Source organism: Aestuariibacter sp. GS-14 (assembly GCF_006494365.1).
Lineage (GTDB): Bacteria > Pseudomonadota > Gammaproteobacteria > Enterobacterales > Alteromonadaceae > Alteromonas > Alteromonas mangrovi.
In genome coordinates this window covers 174,375-193,011 of record NZ_VHIP01000004.1, presented here as the reverse complement: position 1 = coordinate 193,011, position 18,637 = coordinate 174,375, and the positions used below count along the sequence as shown (strand labels likewise).

Sequence of the window (18,637 nt, the reverse complement as noted above, 5' to 3'; positions counted from 1 at the left end):
GGTTCTCTGTGGGGATTACACGCTGTTTGTGTGAATGATAATTTTTTCTTACGCCAGCATCATGCTGTAACTGTTTAATATTATTGAATTTTATTTGATTTTGAATTGATCGTGCAACGTTGGATCGGGAATTGCTGTGAGAGTTTAAGGTACCAGGCTTTCACATCAATGGAGATCAATATGGCGCTTTTTTCTACAAAAGATTCCCGACCGACGCGCTATTTGGCACGAACGACATCATCGTATTTAACCGTAATCGTTAGCCTTTGTCTTACTTTGGCGACGTTTAGCGTTGCGGCAAATCCAGAGCCAGTTTTTCAGGGAGTACCTCCCCACGCCCAGATTTTACAAAGCGTCATTGAGTCAGCTGAACTGTCAGCGCAACAAGACTTTGAGGTCAGCGATCATGACCTGGATGATGCTTTGAAAAACATGGACTATCAAACATATCGCGCGATCCGATTTAACGCTGATCAAAGCTTGTGGCGCAACCAGAAAGACTTCGAGGTGCAGTTTTTTCACCCCGGATTCTTGTATCAGCAGCCCGTCACTATTTATACCGTAGGTAGCGACAACAAACCGGTGCGCTTCGCGTTTAATCGCAATGCATTTAACTACGATACTTCAGCTGCGCCGCTCGCTGCAGTGACTAAAGAAAACAATGGTTATGCGGGCTTCCGTCTGCATTACCCCATTAAAAACACCTCGTACAAAGACGAGTTCACTGTGTTTTTGGGCGCATCGTATTTCCGTTTAGTGGGTCAGTCTCACGTGTACGGAATTTCAGCGCGGGGATTGGCGATTGATACTGGTATGCCGGAAGGTGAGGAATTTCCGCACTTTACCGAGTTTTGGTTAATTGAGCCAAAAGACGGTGATCCAATTACGGTATATGCACGCTTAGAAAGCCCTTCAGTGAGCGGTGCCTATAAATTTGTGATCACACCCGGAAGCGAGTCGGCCATGCAGGTTGAAAGCTGGTTATTTGCGCGTGAAAACGTGAAGAAGCTGGGTGTAGCGCCCTTTACCAGTATGTTCCTGTACGGCGAAAACTCAGGCAAGCGTCCTGACGATTACCGCCCGGAAGTACACGATAGCGATGGCATGTTATTGCATACCCAATCGGGAGAGCAAATTTGGCGTCCACTAACCAACCCATCGCAATTGCAAATCACCTCGATGCGCGATTCAGCGCCTAAAGGCTTTGGTTTAATGCAGCGTGATATCGCATTCGACAACTACCTGGATGGCGAAGCGAACTATCACATTCGCCCTGGATTATGGGTAACGCCACAATCAGGTTTTGAAGCCGGACGCCTGGAGTTGGTAGAAATCCCAACTAACTCAGAAACCCACGACAACATTGTGGCTTACTGGGTACCAGACGCACCTTTTAAAGCCGGTGAACATCGTTATTTTTCTTATACCTTGTCAACTGTGACCGGGTTAGGAGAAGGTACGGTAGACAGCAAATCTGAAGCGCACATTGCCCGTGTGGTAAGAACGCGCCAGGGGGCAGCCGTGCTGCCGGGTGAGCAGGACAATGCCGTTGCCACCCGCCGTTTTATTGTGGACTTTGCTGTGCCACAAGGTATGACATTTGACCCAGCTGCTCTGGAAGCAAAAGCCAGTGTGAGCCAGGGCACCATTCGTCAGGTTAGAGTTTTTCCGGTGGACGGCGGTAAAGCGCTGCGAGCCACCTTCCTGGTTACACCACAAGGTAATAAAGCAACCGATATGCGGATCTCTATTCATCAAAATAATCAACGTGTTAGTGAGGTATGGAACTATGTTTACCACGCAAAATAATGCGCACTCGCACGCTACTCACCATGCGCCTAATACTGCTTCTCTGCGTACCTGGGGCGAGGGTGTGCGATTATCCATCATGGCACTACTGGTATTGCCAACTGCGTCGTTGGCCACCTGGAGTCTGTATGAGATTTTTAAACCGAATCAGTTAACCGGCCTGGAAATCGCGCAGCTGGTGCTGAGTACCGTGCTGTTCTTATGGCTGTCCATGTCGTTTTGGACGGCAGTGATTGGCTTTGTTTTAAAGCTGTTTAACATTGATCCGTTAAGCATGAAAAAAGCCCTGCCCAGTCCTGATGCCAGTATGCCGCTATCTCAGCGTCATGCGGTTGTAATGCCGGTTTACAATGAAGATACCCGCCGTATTATGGTAGGGTTCGAAGCCTGTGTGCGCGAATTGCTGAGCAGCAGTCAGGGTGCACAATTTGATTTCTACATGTTGTCTGACACCACCAAGGCCGACATTGCGCAAGCAGAATTGGCTGCCTGGGAAGCGCTGCAGCAACGCTTAGGCAGCGCCGGCAGTCAGGTATTTTATCGCCGCCGCGAGAAGAACATTGGCCGTAAGGTTGGGAATATCGCCGACTTTTGTCAGCGCTGGGGCAGTCAGTACGAATCTATGATTGTTCTGGATGCCGACAGCATTATGTCTGCCGAGCGCATGCTGGACCTGGCACAACGCATTGAACAAAACCCGGATACCGCGCTGGTTCAAACGATACCTATGCCAGTGCGTCAGCACACCTTTTTTGCGCGCTTCGTGCAGTTTGCCGCGCATTTGTATAGCCCGATGCTGGCTACCGGTTTGTCGTTCTGGCAAACCGACAGTGCGAACTATTGGGGCCATAACGCTATTATTCGTATTGTGCCTTTTATGCAGCATTGTGGCCTGCCTACGCTGCCGGGCAAAGAGCCATTTGGTGGCGACATTTTAAGTCATGACTTCGTTGAAGCTGCGTTGCTGCGCCGCGCTGGCTGGCAGGTTTACCTGTTAACCGATACTACGGGCAGTTATGAAGAAGTGCCTTCAAACATGATTGAATATGCTACCCGAGATCGCCGGTGGGTACAGGGCAATATTCAGCATCTTGGCTTGCTGGGTGTTAAGGGTTTAAAAACCACGAGTCGTTTGCATTTTTTATTTGGCGCGTTTGCGTACATTTCGTCGCTGTTGTTATTGCTGGTGCTGGCTTTTGGTACTGCTGATGCACTGAATAAAGCACTAACACCCGTGCAGTTCTTTAGCTCGCCTTATCAGCTGTTCCCAGACTGGCAGATCGCCCGTCAGGGTCTGATGTTTGCCACTATGTGGGGCACTATGGCGGCCCTGTTTATGCCAAAAATCCTGGGATTGGTACTGGCACTGATTCAGCGCCGTGACGAGTTCGGTGGAGCATGGCGCCTGATCAAAGGCGGTGTAATGGAACTGATTATGGCTATTATTATTGCGCCCCTGATGATGTTCTATCACAGCTACTTTGTATTGAGCGTGTTTATGGGTATTTCTGTGAAATGGGAAGCGCAGGCACGCGAAGGCAGCATGGTGCCCTGGAGTGTTGCTATTAAGCGTGCGCATATTGCCACTCTAACCGCACTGGTGTGGGGTGCAATCACTGCCTATTACACGCCTGCCCTGTTTGCCTGGTTGTTACCTGTGCTGGTGGGACTCTTACTGGCATCGCCCATTATTCGCTTAACCTCGAGCCTCACACTGGGTAAACAAAGCTTTCGCTGGGGAATTTTTGTGATCCACGACGAGCTAAGTGAATGTAAAGCGCTGAAGCGTGTGAGATTAGGAATGGCTAACTATCAGGAACCCGTTGTGGAAAGTGTTGCTGCGTTAACAGTACCTGCTTTACCAGAGAGCCACTGGGTGCCTATGACCATTCAGGATTTCAGTTCACATCCGGAGCCGCGTGCATTGCCACAGGCGGTGTAGTGATAACGGGATAACGAATTAGGTTGAACCAAAGGCGGGTGCAGTGTCTTCTCCTCAGACTGCCCCGCCTTTTCTCATTAGGCTTCCATTCGGCGAAGGGATTACTTCTCGAATGTAACGCTGAATGTCACCGGCGCATTAAACGTAATGCTCTGTAAGCCGGCAATATTTTGTAATGCTTCCACGCCCCCTTTCAGGCCAAACGTATCGGCTCCAATCAGGGTTGGTGCTATGGTTGACGCTTGCAGGGTGTCATCAGACAGCTTGCTTACCATCACATTAAAACTCACCGGTGCGGTCATTCCGTGCAGGCTAAGCTCACCTTCAACAACAGCTGCCTGACTGGTGCCAGCGTCCATGTCGAGTAAGTCTGCAGGCAGTGTAGTGGTGAAGGTTGCTGTTGGGTATTTACTCACTTCAAACAGCATTTCCTGCATGCGGGTATTGCGGATGGCAATATTGGTATTTACCGACGACAAGGGGACACTAATGCTGAGTACGCCTGCATCAGAGAGCGATCCAGACAACGCATCGAACCGGTGAACTTCGGTTACCTGAGCGTTCTTGGTTGACATAAAGTGCAGGGATGACTGGGTTTCATCCAGAGTCCACTGAGCAAATGCCGACGAGGATAACAAAGCAGAAAGTAACACTACAGATTGCTTAAACATAAATTTGCTCCTTAATATTGGATAATGTCCTGCCAGGGCACGTTCTGGTCGCCCAACACCACGAAATCCGGGTTTTCCAAAGAATCGCGCTGGTTATAGCTCAGTGGCTCAAAGTTGGCCGCAAAAATCGCTCCGCCAGCTTCAGAAACAATACATTGCGACGCACCGGTATCCCATTCGCCGGTAACGCCAATGCGCATAAATGCATCGGCCTTACCTTCGGCAATAAAACAGGCCTTTAACGAACAACTGCCTAATGGCAGCGTTTGATACACACGCTTGGCGCTCATTCTGCCAGTCACACGCTCGCGAGGTTGGCGACGGCTAATAGCCAGAATCACCACACTGTTGTGCGGATCGTCTAGTTTACGCACGCTGATGGGCCCAGACGCTTCCGGAGATTCTTTGAAAGCACCATGCCCCTTAATTGCATAATAGAGACTTTGCCCTGGCGGCCAGAAAATCACGCCTATCTTAGGATCATTATCTTCTATCAGGGCTATGTTCACGGCAAAATCACCACTGCGTGCGATAAATTCCTGAGTACCGTCGATGGGGTCAATTAACCAGTAGCGCTTCCACTTCGCGCGTTCTTCCAGACTCGCGTGCTTATTCTCTTCCGACAAAATGGGAATATCGGGTGTATTGAGCTTGAGATGCTGGCAGATAATTTCGTTGGCTTTGTAATCGGCGCTGGTTACCGGTGAATCATCGGCTTTTTGATAACTTTCGAAGTCTCCCTCGTCGTAAAGGGTCATAATTGCCTCGCCGGCAGCAACAGCGGCTTCTTTGGCAATATTTAATAAGGCTTCATCGGTGTGTTCAGGCATAGTCGGGGTGCTCCTTTAACCACTTTTGAGCAAGGAAAAGCGCGGCGACGCAGCGGGCTTCTATAAAGTCGTCGCGGGCGAGTAATTCATCGGTTTGGTTGATTGGCCAGCGCACAACTTCCAGTGGCTCTGGTTCGTCACCGGGCAGGCTCTGGGGATACAAATCGCGGGCGATCACAATAGTCATGCGCGCATTGAAGAAGGTTGGCGCCATATTAACGCTGTGTATTTCCTCTAAACACTTCGCGCCAAAGCCCGCTTCTTCCTGTAATTCCCGGTTGGCTGCCTCAAGCGCACTTTCACCCTGATCAATCAATCCTTTGGGGAACCCGAGTTCGTAGGAATGGGTGCCCGCAGCATATTCTCTGACTAACAAAAAGTGTCCATCCTGAACGGCAACAATCATTACCGCACCGCGGCTGTAGCCAGCCATGCGTTCAAACTGGCGGGTAGCGCCATTGGAAAATTCCAGATCTACGCGTTCCACGCGAAAAAAACGGCTTTCTGCCACAATTTCCCGCTGATGGATAATAGGCAATGTTTTGTCCTTTTCCATATTGCTCATGTTGTTCAGGTCAGTCTTTCGTTATCATAGTGTCAATCTTAAGATTAACGTATTTGAAGGAAAAGCGCTTGCCATTTCTGCCCTGGAAAGAAATCAAAACGGTGTTGCTGGATATGGACGGCACCTTGTTGGACTTGCATTTTGACAATCAATTTTGGCTGGAGCATTTACCCCGGAAAATAGCTGAGCGTTCAGGCAAGCCATTAGAGGCGTGTCGGGCCGAGATGACAGCGCATTACGAGCGGGTAAGCGGCAAAATAGAGTGGTACTGTCTGGATTACTGGGCGGACTATCTGAACATGGATATTGTTGCTGCAAAGCGGGAAATTGAACACCTGATTGCAATGCGCGACGATACCATTCCGTTTTTAGATGCATTGCACGACAGCGGCCGCGACGTTGTGCTGGTAACCAATGCTCACCCAGGCAGTTTGTCATTGAAAGTGGAACATACTCAGCTCGATTCGCATATTGATACGCTTATCTCAACCCATGAGTTTGGCGTGACTAAAGAGTCGCAAGAGCTGTGGCGGGCGCTTCAGCAGCGTTTGGGTTTTGATCCTGCTACCACACTGTTTGTAGACGACAGTTTAACTATTCTTGAAGCGGCAAAAACCTTTGGTATTAAGCATTTGTTGGCGGTAAGTAACCCCGACAGCAAGCAGCCGGTGAGGGATATCAGGGCTTTTCCAGCGGTAACCGACTATCGCACCCTGTTGAACGATATTCGCAACAACCCGCCAGTTAAATAGCAGGAGTCAGATAATGAAGCTTGTAGTAGGGTCGCAGAACCCGGTAAAAGTTAATGCTGCACGCATTGCTATGGATAAGGTGCTGGGTAATATTGGCGAGCAGGACGTGCTAGGTGTGGATGCGCCCAGTTTGGTGGCCGATCAGCCGATGACCGAAGCTGAAACCCGTTTAGGCGCGGTAAACCGCGTAAAAGCCTGTATGCAAACGCAACAAGCCGATTGGTATATCGCCATAGAGGGCGGCGTGGATTGTTTTGAAGATGGCCCCGCAACATTTGCGTATGTAGCCATTTGTAATGGAAAACAGTGGTCGGTAGGCCGCAGTGCCAATTTACCTCTTCCCAACAGTGTGTATCAGGCGTTGGTGAACGGTGAAGAGCTAGGACCAGTGATGGACCGTACATTCAATACCGTAAATGTAAAACAAAAAGGCGGTGCCATTGGTTTACTCACCAATAACCTGGCTACCCGTCAAAGCGTCTACGAGCTGGCGGTGATCCTGGCCATGTCGCCATTTAATCACGCCAGTTTGTTTTCTGCTTGATCTACACCAGCCGGGTAAGTCCCGGCATCAACTGCATAAATTATTTGCCGGCCCGAAGATCTGCTGGCATACCCACCGGGCTTAACGTTAAGCTGTTGATTACCATAACGGATCAATAATTATTACAGTTGGGGCTGGTGACCGTTTTGGATATTGCCCGCAATTGTTAGGGAGACAGATTGTGAAGTACTTACTATTAAGCCTGAGCTTGTTGCTTAGCGCGTGTGTTACAACTATTGCCGATCAAAATAACGCGTTGAAGCAAAAAAAACTGTGCTGTTCAGATATCAGTAACATTAGTTATCAGCCATTAAACAGTACCAAGGTGGCAACATTTGAACTGAACGAAAAAGGCGCCCCGGTGTTCGACTTTGGCCACGGTAAAACGTATTTTGGCGCTCTGGCAATTCCCGCTGAACTTCAGCAATCCAATATACAAATTAAAAGCTACTTTAACGGCATGTTTATTGGCCAGTATATGCAGCCGTATCTGCTGTTTTTAGATAGTCAGTTTAATGCCATCGAACAGGGCACCATGGATATGACATTTTATGATGGCAGTTTCAACGGCGACAGTAATGCCCACATGCTGGGCGGCAAACGCACCCCGCAGCACACCGCCTACATTATTGTATACACCCAGGCCCCGTACAAAAAAGGTGGGTTTGTTACCGTTAGCGGCGGCACGTCCATTCAGCTGGAAAATGCGCCTACCGGTAAAATTGAATTAACCTTTTACTGAGGGAGTGCTCATGCAGGAAGCGTCCGCGATCAATAAAGAACACGATAAGCCACCGCAAATAACACGTGGATTTTGGCTAACGGCATTGCTTATTTTAATGTTTATAGCTAACCCTCTTACCGCATTCGCCTATTTTACCTCACCGGATGTCATTGTATCGGTACACCCGAAAGCAACAATCGGCATTGTCTATTTCTTCGGGGTGATGAGCACCATCAATTTCGCCATAGCCGTGGGTATATGGTGCTGGAAAAAGTGGGCGGTTTACGGCATGTACCTCTCTGTTGCCATTGCGTTTGTGATTAACATTTATCTGGGAGTAGGTATTCTGGGGGCGCTGTTTGGCTTGGTGGGAGGATTAGTGATATTTCTGACTACCCGCAACCGCTGGCAGTGGTTTAACTAAGTAAAGCATTTTCACTCTGGCCGCCGATACGGCCTGAGTGAAAACAATTAATTATTTTTAACGAATATCGTAATGAATATAGCCTTCGCTATCGGGCTGACCAAAGAATTGTGCTGCCTCATGCACTTCCTGGTGAAGTGACGGATCAGGCTTAAATTTCGACGTTAGCGTTAATCCCGAAAGGTCGGTAGCCGCTTGTACATCCAGGGTTAACCCCAATAAATTTGGCTCAGTTACCGATATCAGATATTGCTGATTGTCGCAGCGCAGCGAGGCCGTATAGTTGCCAAGCTCAATAGGACCTTGGGTGCCAGCAACCGTGGCATTCAGCCAGTCACCATAGGCCATCATCTGTGCGCATTTGCCCGCCTCAAGACTCAGTGACTCTACGTTTACGCGAAAGCGCCCACCTGCGTCTACTGGCAACGGTAATTGCACTTCTGACAATACGCGGTCAACGGGTAAAAACAGCAAAAAATCGCTGGCGGTAAGGTTGCCTTCGGCGAATAAATCCAGTTTTACCGGGCCTTTGAACGCAATCGCATCGGAAGAACGCATATTACCTGCATCCAGACTTACCGACAGTTTACCCATTAGCAACGGCAAAGCAGACAGTTCCCAGCTAAGCCGTTGTATCGGCATATTGTTCACCACCAGGCGATCAACTTCGCCTTTCCACAGTGTGCCCGAAACATTGCCCAGTTTCACCGTATCGGGTAAGGGTACCCGGTAGGCAATCTGCGCTGCTGGCATGTAAGCGATCAATAAAATGAGATAGAGAAAAAGGGCGGCGAGGATCCATCGCCAATACTGTTTTATCATTTACTCAGTACCAATCGTCTTACTTTAATCATGCCTGAAGCGTCTGCTTCAGTCACATCCAGTTGGTCTATATTCACGCCACGGGATTCCAGATGATCGAGCCAGGCAACCAGATTGTTAAAGGCGGCTTCATCAATCCACACCTGCAGATCTTCTCCTTGCGGCTGCATACGAGAGATAACCAGCGAGAACTGACTGCTGGACGATGTAACGGCCTGTTGCAGCGAGCCATTTAAGCTGCGTTTACCTGTTTGGCTGCTGCGCAGGAAAGTGGCGCGAGCGGCCTGCTCCTCTACCCAGCTTAACAGTGCCTTGTTATTGCCAAGTTGCTTGGTTTGCTGGGCAATACTCTGGTTAAGTGGTGCCCATACGCCCCAGTAGAATAAACCTACCACTACAACAATAGCGGAGAGCATAACCAAACGCTGTTCGCGCTCGGTGAGGGCGGCAAATTTTTGCTTTAACTTGTCCATTACGCGCCCCTTATTGCCATTGTGCCAATCACCTTGTCGTCGCGCTTATTAATTGCGCCCTGCTCCACACTGAATCCAGCTGCTTCGGCACGACGTTTAAAGGCGTCGAGAGCATCAAAATCCTTACCCTCAGCCTGCATGCGGATCTCACTGCGATTGGCGTTAAAGGTGATGGTTTGTGGTGTTACCTTAGAGCTGGCAAATGCACTGTTTAACTGTGCCAGCATAACCAGTACTGACCCGCCGTTGCCGCCCTGCTCCAGATCTGCCATTTCGCGCTCGATACGTGTGCGGGCATCTCGGTATGCGCCCAAATCAGGGAATCCCTGTTTAATCACCGTATCAATCTGTGCGGTCAATTCATCGTTTTGTTGTTTGAGTTGTTGTAATTGCAGCGCTTTCTCGCCCAGCGTAAGGACCACCACCAGGCCGAGTAATATCACTGGCGTGCGCCACAGCTGCCACACCTGATTGTGTTGCTTTTTAACCTTATACTGACCTTGGAGCAGGTTAAATGAGGCAGACAACGCTGCTTTTGCCAGTTTGCCTGCGGGCGGTAGCCCTGACTCGTCGGCGGTAACGGTAATGTTGGGCACTGCGTGTAAATCCAGGTCCGACAAGGCATTCACGGTAATACCCTCGGGGATTTGTTTGGCCTGAAATGCCAGTACACCGGTAATAAAGTTGGCTTCACCCTGCACACCTTGCCAGTTACCCTGGCGCACAATCAGCTGATCGCCCAGCGCTATGGCGCTCCAGTGCTGAGGCTCCGGCTGCGGCAGCGCTAAGGTGTCGGGCATCAGGATGTCGCAAATAAATCCGGCATCTTCAATCCATTGTTGCCATTGCGTTAACGCATCGTGGCTTACTATCGCTACACTTTGCTGATTGCCTGATTTGGGCCCAAAGGCAAAAAACAGTTCGCTGATGTCGTTCGCCAACTCGTCTTCCAGCATGTAAGGGATTGCGTTCAGGATTTTGCGGTTAGCCTTAGGCGGCAGTTCTACCTGACACAGCCTGACGTCTGCTCCGGGCACCAGCACCAGCGCTTTGCGCAGGCGGGTGCGTTCGGTAAGGCTGGCCAGTGCGCTGGCGTCGGGCAGTTCGCCGCTGGCGATCACATCCTGATCCTGAGTAGACCAAACAACCCAGTGGACCGGATCGGAAATAGCGGTGCCAAGTCTGACAACTAACTGTTCCATTATTTTAAGACTCCAAATTCGCGCCGTAACACAGTTACATCCCCCGCTGAGGTGGCATTAAACACTGTCGCCATAGCAAAACTTGCCTCATTGTAACGGCTCTTGGTATGTAAAATAAAATACTCTGTGGTGACGGCGAACCATTCTGTTTGGGTAGTGGTTAATTGCAGGGCCGCAATGTCTGGCTCTGCAAGAAAATCGTTTACGTCGTCCCAGCCATCCTGTGGGCGTGCAGCGATCACACTGTTGGCCTGGTCGGTGCTTAATCCGGTAAGTGCAGCAAGCAACGGCGCGTGATCTTCCGACAGGGTATTTACATTCACCGACATCAGATTGCTGGCAGGAATGACACACACCATAGGCAACAAACTATCCAGCCACTGTGGTTCCACACCATTAATCAGGCGCAGTTCCGACTGGCTCGCCATCATGCTGTTGGCTGCCAGATAGGGGAATTCCCGCGACGCGTACTCGCTTTCTTCGGCACCATAAACGCGCATTTGATCGTCGCTGTCGATCCAATCGCCCAGTGAATCGCGGATGGTATCTACGGTGTAACTGTCGATGTCTTCGTTTACCAACTGCAACAGGCGCGCAAAAGCAATCAGGGCCTCCGAAGGCTCCGTGGCAGACGCATTTTGTTGGTTGGCGTCGGGCAAGGCATTTAAATTAAAACAGCTTTGCATATCTTCCAGTCGGGCACTGATGCCGCCGCTGTCCATCGGGTATTCAAACGCTTCTGCCCAGGGCTGGTTTAAATGGATCTTGTCACCGGTTTCCTGCATTAACGTAGCAATTGACTTGCGGGCATATTCTTCGGCACTAACGGCATACCAGTATGCCTGATTGTTGTCTTTGATATTAATGGCGCGCTGAACCTGGAGTTGAAGCCGGGCGCCCATCTCGGTAGCAATAATGGCAACAAGCGCCACTATCATCAATACAATGAGCAGCGCGGCGCCCTGTTGATACTTAGCGTTACCCATTGCTGACGACTCCGCCAATCGCAAATACGCGAATGTATTCGTTGCCGTTTTCCGTAACAATGGTTACTCGTATGCCGTCGGGTAATCGCTCGCCGGTAAAGCTGTCGTGCCAGCTGTTATTGCGCCCCTCTTCTTCACCGGTGTTGAATTCCAGTTGAAAATCTTTCACGTCGCTGAGCACTACCCTTACTTTGGGCTCGTAGCCCAATACATTATCAACGTAAACCGTGCTGAGTCTTTCAATGTTGTTGTCTTTTAGGCGGTAAGCCACGCCCTGTAAGGTGCTGCGCGGTAACATGAGTTTAGGATTGTGCCAGCCGCCTCGCACAAATGCCATGCCGTCGGCATCGCTGTCGTCCAGCTCTCCGCCGCGAAACACGGTTTTATTTTCTTCGCCTTCAACCCTTACCGGGCGGTCAACGGCTTGCAGCACATCGCGCTCAAGCGTCAGCATAAAGCGCTGTAGTTGCTGTAATTCGGCAAATTTCTCACTGGACGCCTCATCGCTGTCTATTACCGTGGTAAGCAGGGCGGTTGAGGCCAGGCCTATCATGGTAAAAATGGCCATGGCGATGAGAATTTCGATTAACGTAAAACCGCGCTGTGTCATGGGGTCACCTCGGCGGGTTTGGCCAGGTATACCACTACGGTGGTGATGTTGTCGGTGCGTTGCTCTTTGAGGCTAACGCTCACCTCTACGGCTTTAAAGTCGCTGTCGTTGGTGGCTTTAACTACCTGGGTCCAGTACCAGGTGCGGCCAGCCATATCCTGCTGACCTTTTTGATTGTTCTTTAGCGGCCAGCTGCGTTCCAGCAGAAGTTCATTTATGTGATTGTTGGCAACCCAGGTGGCAATAGCTACTTCTTCAATTTGCCCTACGCCGTTTAAATGTTCTGAAGCGGCTTTCATGATAGCGGTGCCGGTAACGGCAAAAATAAACAGCGCTACCATTACCTCAAGCAGAGTAAGGCCGGACTGACGTGTTATTACCCTCACGGCAGTTGCTCCAGCGGACCAACCATTTCAAGCGGTGGCATGTCCTGGTTATTCAGCAAGAAATAGGCAGGCAGTTCGTTACCAAACTCAGGTTCAAAATAAAATGTCAGGCTAAACGGCGTGATTTCGCCACTCGACAGGATGAGAATTTGTGGCGGAGGCGGTGGTGGTGCTTCCTCGCCAATATTCATTTCTTTATCGTTCACGCTCAGCGTGGCATCGAACAGTTCACGATCAAACAGGCTGTCTTCGGTTTGCCAGGGCAAATCGTCCAGGGCCAGGGTAAAGTAAAATGGCTCACTAAGAGTAACCGGGGCATACACTTTATTGCCTTCAATGGGCAGCCAGTTGTCGTCTTCGTCGAGCTGCATAAAGGTGTAGCTACGTGCTTCGGTGTCGAAATAAATGCCCAGTTGTTGCTGATTCAGAACGGCAAAGTCGCTGGCCATGTCTACCACTACCTGTAACCGTCGAACCTCCCGTTCCAGTTGCTCTGTGGGATTGGTGCCAAACGCGTTAAACACCACATAGCCCGCCGTGAGCCCCATCAGCAACAGTACCAGCATTACCTCAAGCAGCGTAAAGCCGCCCTGAGCGCGTGGCAAGCCGAATTGAGCAGAAGCGGAGCTGTGCACGCGCATGGCAGCGAGTCGGTTAGTTCAGGTATTCGTTGATATTCCAGTTACCAATATCGTCATCAGTACCTGGTTCGCCATCCGGGCCGTTAGAGAAAATATCAATGGTGCCCATTTCTCCAGGACTGATCAGCACGTAAGGATTGCCCCATGGATCATCAGGCAAACGTTTAATAAATCCGGCTTCCGGGTAGTTACGCGGGATAGGGTCAATCGTCGGTGCGGTTACCAGCGCGTCCAGGCCCTGCTCGGTAGTGGGGAAGCGGTTGTTTTTCAGCTTGTACATTTCCAGCGCACTTTCCAGTTGCTGAATATCTACTGCGGCCTTTTTCAGCTGTGCTTCTTCCTGATTACCCAGAATTTGCGGTGCTACCATTGAGGCCAGAATGCCGATGATCAGCAGTACCACCATGATTTCAATTAAGCTGAAACCTGATTGTCTGTTTAAGTTTTTCATTACACGTTCACCATATTATTAAGCGCAAGAATTGGTTGAATAATTGCCATAACTATAAATAACACCACTGCTGCCATTGAAACGATCAGCACGGGTTCGAAGACTTTTAATGAGACACCAATCAGCGCTTCAAATTCCCTGTCCTGGTTGTCGGCTGAGCGGCTCAGCATTTGTTGCAGCTCTCCTGAGCGTTCACCCGATGCAATCATGTGCATCATCATGGGCGGAAAAATTTTGGTATTGTCGAGAGCTGCACGCAGGCTGCTGCCCTCTTTTACGTTGATTGCCGCTTCGCTGATACGCGCCTTTATGTATTTATTCTGCAATACGTCGGTGGCAATCCGCATGGATTCTAATAACGGCACGGCACTGGCGGTTAAAATACTGAGTGTACGTGCAAATCGGGCGGTGTTCAGGCCCCGGGCCACTTTGCCAATCAATGGCAATTTCAGCATAAACTGGTGGTAACGCAGTTTTAACGCTGGCTGTTGCACCAATCGCTGAAACAGCACAATTAACAACATAATGCCAAGCAACAGATACAGGCCGTAGTTTTGCATCCATTCGCTGATGCCAATCAGCACGGTAGTAATGGTGGGCAAATCCTGACCCATATGATCAAATTGCCCTACAATTTTGGGGACCACCACGGTTAGCAGCACCACCACAATCATCATGGCAAAAAACATCATAATGGCGGGGTAAATTAACGCCTGAATGATCTGGCTGCGGGTTTGCTGGCGGCGTTCGGTATAGTCGGCCAGTCGGTTGAGTACCGTGTCTAAATGACCGGATTTTTCACCTGCGGCCACCATGGCGCGAAATAAGTCGTCGAATACGCTGGGAAATTCACCTAACGCATCGGCCAGCGTGTGGCCTTCCACTACTTTACTGCGCACCGCCATCATCATGTTTTTCTGACGGGTCTTTTCGCTTTGTTCGGCAACGGCTAGCAGGGCTTCTTCAATGGGTAATGCCGATTCAATCAGGGTGGCTAATTGACGCGTCAGCAGGGCCAGATCACTGGCAGAAATACGGGGTTTAAACAACTGCCAACCGCCACGGCTACTGCCGTTGCTTTTCTCAGCAACCTGCTCAACGTCCAGCGGTACCAGCCCTTTTTCCCGCAATTGCTGACGAATCTGGCGGGCGTTATCGCCTTCCAGTACGCCGCTTGTGTTTTTGCCTTTGGCGTTAATGGCTTTGTATGCAAACGCTGCCATTAGTCCTCCCGGGTCACACGCAAGACTTCTTCCAGCGATGTGCGTCCAGACAGTACTTTGCGACAGCCATCCTCGCGAATACTGGGTGTATATTTGCGAATGTATTTTTCGATTGCCTGCTCGCCTTTACCTTCGTGCATCATGGTACGAATGGTTTCGTCTACGATCAGCAATTCGTGAATACCGGTTCGGCCACGGTAGCCGGTTTGATTACAGGCGGCGCAGCCTCTGGGCGAGTAAATAACACAGGAATGATTGTTCTCTATTCCCAGAATAGTGGCTTCCTGCTCACTGGGCGCATGGGCTGTTTTGCACTCCGAGCAGAGCGTTCTTACCAGGCGCTGAGACAATACTGCCAGTAAACTCGACGACAGCAAAAACGGTTCAATGCCCATGTCTTCTAACCGGGTAATAGCGCCGGCTGCAGTATTGGTGTGCAGCGTTGAAAGCACGAGGTGACCCGTTAAACTGGCCTGCACGGCAATTTGCCCTGTTTCGATATCGCGGATCTCACCCACCATGACCACGTCAGGGTCCTGACGTAAAATAGCTCGCAAACCTCGCGCAAACGTCATATCTACGCGCGGATTAACCTGTGTTTGGCCAATGCCCTGTAAGTCGAATTCGATGGGATCTTCAACCGTAAGAATATTGCGGTCTTTGGAGTTAATTTCGCTTAATCCGGCATACAGCGTGGTACTTTTACCAGACCCCGTTGGACCGGTTACCAGAATGATGCCGTGGGGTTTGCGAATAAGCGATGAAAAGTGAGCCCGGTTCTGCTCGGTCATGCCTAAATCTGCCAGATTCAGGCGCGCGTTATTTTTGTCGAGCAAACGCAATACTACCCGCTCACCATGGCTGGATGGCATGGTGGATACCCGCACGTCAACCGCTCGCCCGGCAATACGCAGGGTGATACGGCCGTCTTGCGGTACGCGTTTTTCGGCAATATCCAGTTTAGCCATTACTTTAATACGCGATACCAGCATGGAAGAGAGTTTGCGGTTGGGGCGCAGAATTTCCCGTAATACGCCGTCTACCCGAAAGCGCACAACCAGTTGGTTCTCAAAGGTTTCGATGTGAATATCGGAAGCACCTTCTTTAATGGCTTCTCCCAACATGGCGTTGATAAGCTTGATAATAGGCGCGTCATCTTCGCTATCGAGCAAGTCTTCGGTGTCGGGTAGTTCTTCTGCCAGTGCAAACAAATCGCTTTCGTTACCCAAATCTTCCATTAACTGCTTGGCGGCAGAGGAATCGCGCTGATAAGCCTGGGTGAGCAACGGTTCAAATTGTTCCAGAGCGAGTTCTTTCAGCGCCAATGGAGCAGCAAAAAAGCGTCGTACTTCAGCAAATACCTCAAATGGGGTTTCGCTGGTGTGATAAAGCAGCGCTGGTTCCTGATTGATTTCCAGCAGAACCTTATGGCGTTTGGCAAAACTAAAAGGGAGCTGGCGATCAGGCTGAACAGCCTGATCGTCATCGGGTTGTTCTGGCTGCCCGGCAGTTTGCGTGTCGAGTAGCTCGCTCATTAGTTGCCGTCCTGTTGTGCCTGTGCTTTTTTCTCTTCTTCGCGACGCTTCAGATACTCTTCGTATGACGGAGGCAGTGCCAGGCTTTCATCCCATTCCCGCAGCACAGGGGTTTCTGTTTGCGGCATCAGGGTAACGCCCTGAGACTGACGCTGAAGTTGTTCGGCGCGAATAAAATTGTACTTCTGCTTGCTGATTTCGTTCATGGTGACACCATCACGAATAATCTTGGGTCGCAGAAACACCATCAGGTTGCGTTTACGCTTACTGGAGGTGGTAGACTTAAACAGGTGGCCCAGAATCGGAATGTCGCCCAGTAACGGCACTTTGGACACACTTTCCTGCACGTCTTCATCAATCAGACCGCCCAGTACAATGGTACCGCCGTCGTCCACAATAACGGTTGTTTTGATTTGACGCTTGTTAATGGAGATGTCTACTGCTGTTGCGCCTGATACGCTGGATACTTCCTGTTCAATGGTAAGTTGTACAGCATTGCCTTCGTTAATTTGCGGCGTTACCTGTAGCTTAATCCCCACTTCCTGACGGTCTACGGTTTGGAACGGATTAGAGTTGTTCGCACCTGTGGTAGTACCGGTAATAATGGGTACTTCCTGACCCACAATAAAGAACGCTTCTTCGTTATCCATAGTGGTTAAATGCGGGGTAGCCAGTACGTTGGAGTTAGTATCGTTACTTACTGCTTGCACAACCGCGCCCCAGCCGTTTTTAATCACGCCGGCAATCATACCGTTCGCGCTACCTAGCAAAGACGCCAGTGAGGTGTAATCACCTTCGGTAACATCAGTGGTGGTGACTACTTCGCCGTTGGCCGTTATGTAGGTAGAGTTAGTGGTTTGATCTTCAGCCTGCTTTAATGCTACGGCCAAAGAGCCAACCGGTATTACGCCGTTGTTAAACTGCGTGCCACCGCCTTGTTCCGAGACAAACTGCACACCCAACGACGTGCCGTCACCTTCGTACATCTCTACAATAATGGCTTCAACCTGAACCTGGGCACGGCGCACATCAAGCTGGCGAATAACCGCTTCCAGTGAGCGCATCATATCGGGCTCGGCGGTGATCACTAATGCGTTGGAGTCTTCGTGGGCATCGATGCTGACATCGCGGTTACTGCCGCTGCGGCGGCCAGTATTCGCGGTGCCCTTTTCTTCCGCCTGAATGCTGTCGCTCACGCCTTGTAATACTTTTACCAGATCGTCTGCCTTGGCGTAGTTCAGGAATATAACCCGGGTGTTACCGTTAGATTCCAGTTCCTGATCCATGCGCTGAATGAGGTTGATTAAACGCTGACGGGCTTTAGCATCACCACTTACAATTACGCTGTTAGTGCGGTCATCGGCTACCACGCGTGGTTCAGACTTCGTGCCGGTATTCTGTTTGCCCTGAGACTTATTGATGCTCTCGATAATGCGTACCATTTCTGAGGCTGACGCAAATTGCAGTTTTACAATATCAACCTCTTCGTCACCGGCGCGGTCAACGCGTTCAATGATTTCTACCAGCCGGTTCACTACCGCCGCGCGGCCGGTTAGCATCATTACGTTTGACGGATCGTGACTAACTACGTTACCGCCGCCAGCCTGATCGTTTAACTGGCGCAAAATAGGTGCAAGCTCGCGCACCGGCACGTTGTATACCGGAATAACGCGGGTGATCATTTCATCACCATCCAGTGCGGCATCTTCCACTACCGGAATATTCGAGGTTTTAGCATCTTTAGAACGCACGACTTTTAAAATGCCATTGGGCATTTCCACAACCGCAAAGTCGTACACCTGTAATACGTTTAAAAAGAACTGGTAATACTGCTCTTCGTTGAGCATGTCATAACTAATTACGCTGATTTTGCCGCGAACATTCGGATCAACAATAATGGTTCGTTGCAGGTTTTTACCCACAATAGTAATAAACTCATTGATGTCGGTGTCCTGAAATTTGGGCATACGCTCGATGGCCGCGGCTTGCATACACATTGCAGTGGCACACACTGCAATTCCAATCCGGGTCAACCAGGTTCGACCAA

20 protein-coding genes are annotated in these 18,637 nt (G+C 50.2%); 6 read left to right on the top strand and 14 right to left on the bottom strand.

The genetic code is table 11. The annotated features are described in order from the left end of the window. The first annotated feature begins 180 nt into the window (after window positions 1-180). On the top strand, window positions 181-1,809 hold the full coding sequence (locus tag FJ444_RS08680; RefSeq protein ID WP_255439088.1) for a glucan biosynthesis protein: 1,629 nt from the start codon (window positions 181-183) through the stop codon (window positions 1,807-1,809). Next, entirely contained in the window at window positions 1,790-3,751 is a 1,962-nt protein-coding gene (gene mdoH, locus FJ444_RS08675) for a glucans biosynthesis glucosyltransferase MdoH (RefSeq protein ID WP_140957833.1), read from the top strand. Before FJ444_RS08680 ends, mdoH begins: the two co-directional genes overlap by 20 nt. A gap of 101 nt (window positions 3,752-3,852) precedes the next feature. Here mdoH and FJ444_RS08670 read toward each other — a convergent pair whose 3' ends face one another. The 3 genes from FJ444_RS08670 to nudE are packed head-to-tail and all read right to left on the bottom strand — an operon-like array spanning window position 3,853 to window position 5,817. Further along, window positions 3,853-4,422 carry a YceI family protein gene (locus FJ444_RS08670; protein WP_140957832.1) on the bottom strand — a complete coding sequence of 190 codons (570 nt, stop codon included), beginning with the start codon at window positions 4,420-4,422 and terminating at the stop codon, window positions 3,853-3,855. A gap of 11 nt (window positions 4,423-4,433) precedes the next feature. Then, window positions 4,434-5,252: a 3'(2'),5'-bisphosphate nucleotidase CysQ gene (gene cysQ, locus FJ444_RS08665; protein WP_140957831.1), complete on the bottom strand. Its 819-nt coding sequence runs from the start codon at window positions 5,250-5,252 to the stop codon at window positions 4,434-4,436. Next, a complete protein-coding gene (nudE, locus tag FJ444_RS08660) occupies window positions 5,245-5,817 on the bottom strand; it encodes an ADP compounds hydrolase NudE (protein WP_140957830.1) in 573 nt (190 codons plus the stop codon). The genes cysQ and nudE overlap by 8 nt, the downstream gene beginning before the upstream one ends. A gap of 68 nt (window positions 5,818-5,885) precedes the next feature. Between nudE and yrfG the strand changes: the two genes are divergently transcribed. The 4 genes from yrfG (at window position 5,886) to FJ444_RS08640 (ending at window position 8,261) form a co-directional block, all read left to right on the top strand. Then, a complete protein-coding gene (gene yrfG / locus FJ444_RS08655; protein ID WP_140957829.1) occupies window positions 5,886-6,569 on the top strand; it encodes a GMP/IMP nucleotidase in 684 nt (227 codons plus the stop codon). A gap of 13 nt (window positions 6,570-6,582) precedes the next feature. Further along, window positions 6,583-7,113, top strand: coding sequence for an inosine/xanthosine triphosphatase (gene yjjX / locus FJ444_RS08650; RefSeq protein WP_181405111.1), 531 nt, complete (start codon window positions 6,583-6,585; stop codon window positions 7,111-7,113). A 181-nt stretch (window positions 7,114-7,294) separates the two neighbouring features. After that, complete coding sequence (locus FJ444_RS08645; protein WP_181405110.1) at window positions 7,295-7,855, top strand: MalM family protein; 561 nt, start codon at window positions 7,295-7,297, stop codon at window positions 7,853-7,855. Window positions 7,856-7,865: 10 nt separating this feature from the next. Then, window positions 7,866-8,261, top strand: a complete 396-nt coding sequence (locus FJ444_RS08640; RefSeq protein ID WP_140957826.1) for a hypothetical protein — start codon at window positions 7,866-7,868, stop codon at window positions 8,259-8,261. A gap of 57 nt (window positions 8,262-8,318) precedes the next feature. Here FJ444_RS08640 and FJ444_RS08635 read toward each other — a convergent pair whose 3' ends face one another. From FJ444_RS08635 to gspD, 11 genes are all read right to left on the bottom strand, one after another. After that, window positions 8,319-9,014 (bottom strand): type II secretion system protein N, encoded by a 696-nt coding sequence (locus FJ444_RS08635; protein WP_181405109.1) that lies wholly within the window; start codon window positions 9,012-9,014, stop codon window positions 8,319-8,321. A 65-nt stretch (window positions 9,015-9,079) separates the two neighbouring features. Further along, on the bottom strand, window positions 9,080-9,556 hold the full coding sequence (gene gspM, locus FJ444_RS08630; RefSeq protein WP_140957824.1) for a type II secretion system protein GspM: 477 nt from the start codon (window positions 9,554-9,556) through the stop codon (window positions 9,080-9,082). Next, the gene (gene gspL, locus FJ444_RS08625; protein WP_140957823.1) at window positions 9,556-10,758 is read right to left on the bottom strand and encodes a type II secretion system protein GspL; all 1,203 of its coding nucleotides are present in this window, start codon (window positions 10,756-10,758) and stop codon (window positions 9,556-9,558) included. The genes gspM and gspL overlap by 1 nt, the downstream gene beginning before the upstream one ends. Then, window positions 10,758-11,744, bottom strand: coding sequence for a type II secretion system minor pseudopilin GspK (gspK, locus tag FJ444_RS08620; protein WP_140957822.1), 987 nt, complete (start codon window positions 11,742-11,744; stop codon window positions 10,758-10,760). The genes gspL and gspK overlap by 1 nt, the downstream gene beginning before the upstream one ends. Further along, window positions 11,737-12,354, bottom strand: coding sequence for a type II secretion system minor pseudopilin GspJ (gene gspJ, locus FJ444_RS08615; protein WP_140957821.1), 618 nt, complete (start codon window positions 12,352-12,354; stop codon window positions 11,737-11,739). Before gspJ ends, gspK begins: the two co-directional genes overlap by 8 nt. Further along, window positions 12,351-12,740: a type II secretion system minor pseudopilin GspI gene (gene gspI / locus FJ444_RS08610; RefSeq protein WP_255439086.1), complete on the bottom strand. Its 390-nt coding sequence runs from the start codon at window positions 12,738-12,740 to the stop codon at window positions 12,351-12,353. Before gspI ends, gspJ begins: the two co-directional genes overlap by 4 nt. After that, on the bottom strand, window positions 12,737-13,381 hold the full coding sequence (gene gspH, locus FJ444_RS08605) for a type II secretion system minor pseudopilin GspH (protein ID WP_140957820.1): 645 nt from the start codon (window positions 13,379-13,381) through the stop codon (window positions 12,737-12,739). The genes gspI and gspH overlap by 4 nt, the downstream gene beginning before the upstream one ends. A gap of 13 nt (window positions 13,382-13,394) precedes the next feature. Continuing rightward, window positions 13,395-13,832 (bottom strand): type II secretion system major pseudopilin GspG, encoded by a 438-nt coding sequence (gspG, locus tag FJ444_RS08600; RefSeq protein ID WP_140957819.1) that lies wholly within the window; start codon window positions 13,830-13,832, stop codon window positions 13,395-13,397. After that, window positions 13,832-15,055, bottom strand: a complete 1,224-nt coding sequence (gspF, locus tag FJ444_RS08595; RefSeq protein WP_140957818.1) for a type II secretion system inner membrane protein GspF — start codon at window positions 15,053-15,055, stop codon at window positions 13,832-13,834. Before gspF ends, gspG begins: the two co-directional genes overlap by 1 nt. Further along, window positions 15,055-16,590 carry a type II secretion system ATPase GspE gene (gspE, locus tag FJ444_RS08590; protein WP_140957817.1) on the bottom strand — a complete coding sequence of 512 codons (1,536 nt, stop codon included), beginning with the start codon at window positions 16,588-16,590 and terminating at the stop codon, window positions 15,055-15,057. The genes gspF and gspE overlap by 1 nt, the downstream gene beginning before the upstream one ends. Continuing rightward, a complete protein-coding gene (gspD, locus tag FJ444_RS08585; RefSeq protein ID WP_370298033.1) occupies window positions 16,590-18,587 on the bottom strand; it encodes a type II secretion system secretin GspD in 1,998 nt (665 codons plus the stop codon). The genes gspE and gspD overlap by 1 nt, the downstream gene beginning before the upstream one ends. Window positions 18,588-18,637 lie beyond the last annotated feature (50 nt).

What these genes read in the sequence shown, in the direction of transcription:
- FJ444_RS08680 (WP_255439088.1), top strand. Translation starts at nt 181, where the DNA reads ATGGCGCTTTTTTCTACAAAAGATTCCCGACCGACGCGCTATTTGGCA.
- mdoH (WP_140957833.1), top strand. Translation starts at nt 1,790, where the DNA reads ATGTTTACCACGCAAAATAATGCGCACTCGCACGCTACTCACCATGCG.
- FJ444_RS08670 (WP_140957832.1), bottom strand. Translation starts at nt 4,422, where the DNA reads ATGTTTAAGCAATCTGTAGTGTTACTTTCTGCTTTGTTATCCTCGTCG.
- cysQ (WP_140957831.1), bottom strand. Translation starts at nt 5,252, where the DNA reads ATGCCTGAACACACCGATGAAGCCTTATTAAATATTGCCAAAGAAGCC.
- nudE (WP_140957830.1), bottom strand. Translation starts at nt 5,817, where the DNA reads ATGAGCAATATGGAAAAGGACAAAACATTGCCTATTATCCATCAGCGG.
- yjjX (WP_181405111.1), top strand. Translation starts at nt 6,583, where the DNA reads ATGAAGCTTGTAGTAGGGTCGCAGAACCCGGTAAAAGTTAATGCTGCA.
- FJ444_RS08640 (WP_140957826.1), top strand. Translation starts at nt 7,866, where the DNA reads ATGCAGGAAGCGTCCGCGATCAATAAAGAACACGATAAGCCACCGCAA.
- FJ444_RS08635 (WP_181405109.1), bottom strand. Translation starts at nt 9,014, where the DNA reads ATGCCAGCAGCGCAGATTGCCTACCGGGTACCCTTACCCGATACGGTG.
- gspM (WP_140957824.1), bottom strand. Translation starts at nt 9,556, where the DNA reads ATGGACAAGTTAAAGCAAAAATTTGCCGCCCTCACCGAGCGCGAACAG.
- gspL (WP_140957823.1), bottom strand. Translation starts at nt 10,758, where the DNA reads ATGGAACAGTTAGTTGTCAGACTTGGCACCGCTATTTCCGATCCGGTC.
- gspK (WP_140957822.1), bottom strand. Translation starts at nt 11,744, where the DNA reads ATGGGTAACGCTAAGTATCAACAGGGCGCCGCGCTGCTCATTGTATTG.
- gspJ (WP_140957821.1), bottom strand. Translation starts at nt 12,354, where the DNA reads ATGACACAGCGCGGTTTTACGTTAATCGAAATTCTCATCGCCATGGCC.
- gspH (WP_140957820.1), bottom strand. Translation starts at nt 13,381, where the DNA reads ATGCGCGTGCACAGCTCCGCTTCTGCTCAATTCGGCTTGCCACGCGCT.
- gspG (WP_140957819.1), bottom strand. Translation starts at nt 13,832, where the DNA reads ATGAAAAACTTAAACAGACAATCAGGTTTCAGCTTAATTGAAATCATG.
- gspF (WP_140957818.1), bottom strand. Translation starts at nt 15,055, where the DNA reads ATGGCAGCGTTTGCATACAAAGCCATTAACGCCAAAGGCAAAAACACA.
- gspE (WP_140957817.1), bottom strand. Translation starts at nt 16,590, where the DNA reads ATGAGCGAGCTACTCGACACGCAAACTGCCGGGCAGCCAGAACAACCC.
- gspD (WP_370298033.1), bottom strand. Translation starts at nt 18,587, where the DNA reads ATGTGTATGCAAGCCGCGGCCATCGAGCGTATGCCCAAATTTCAGGAC.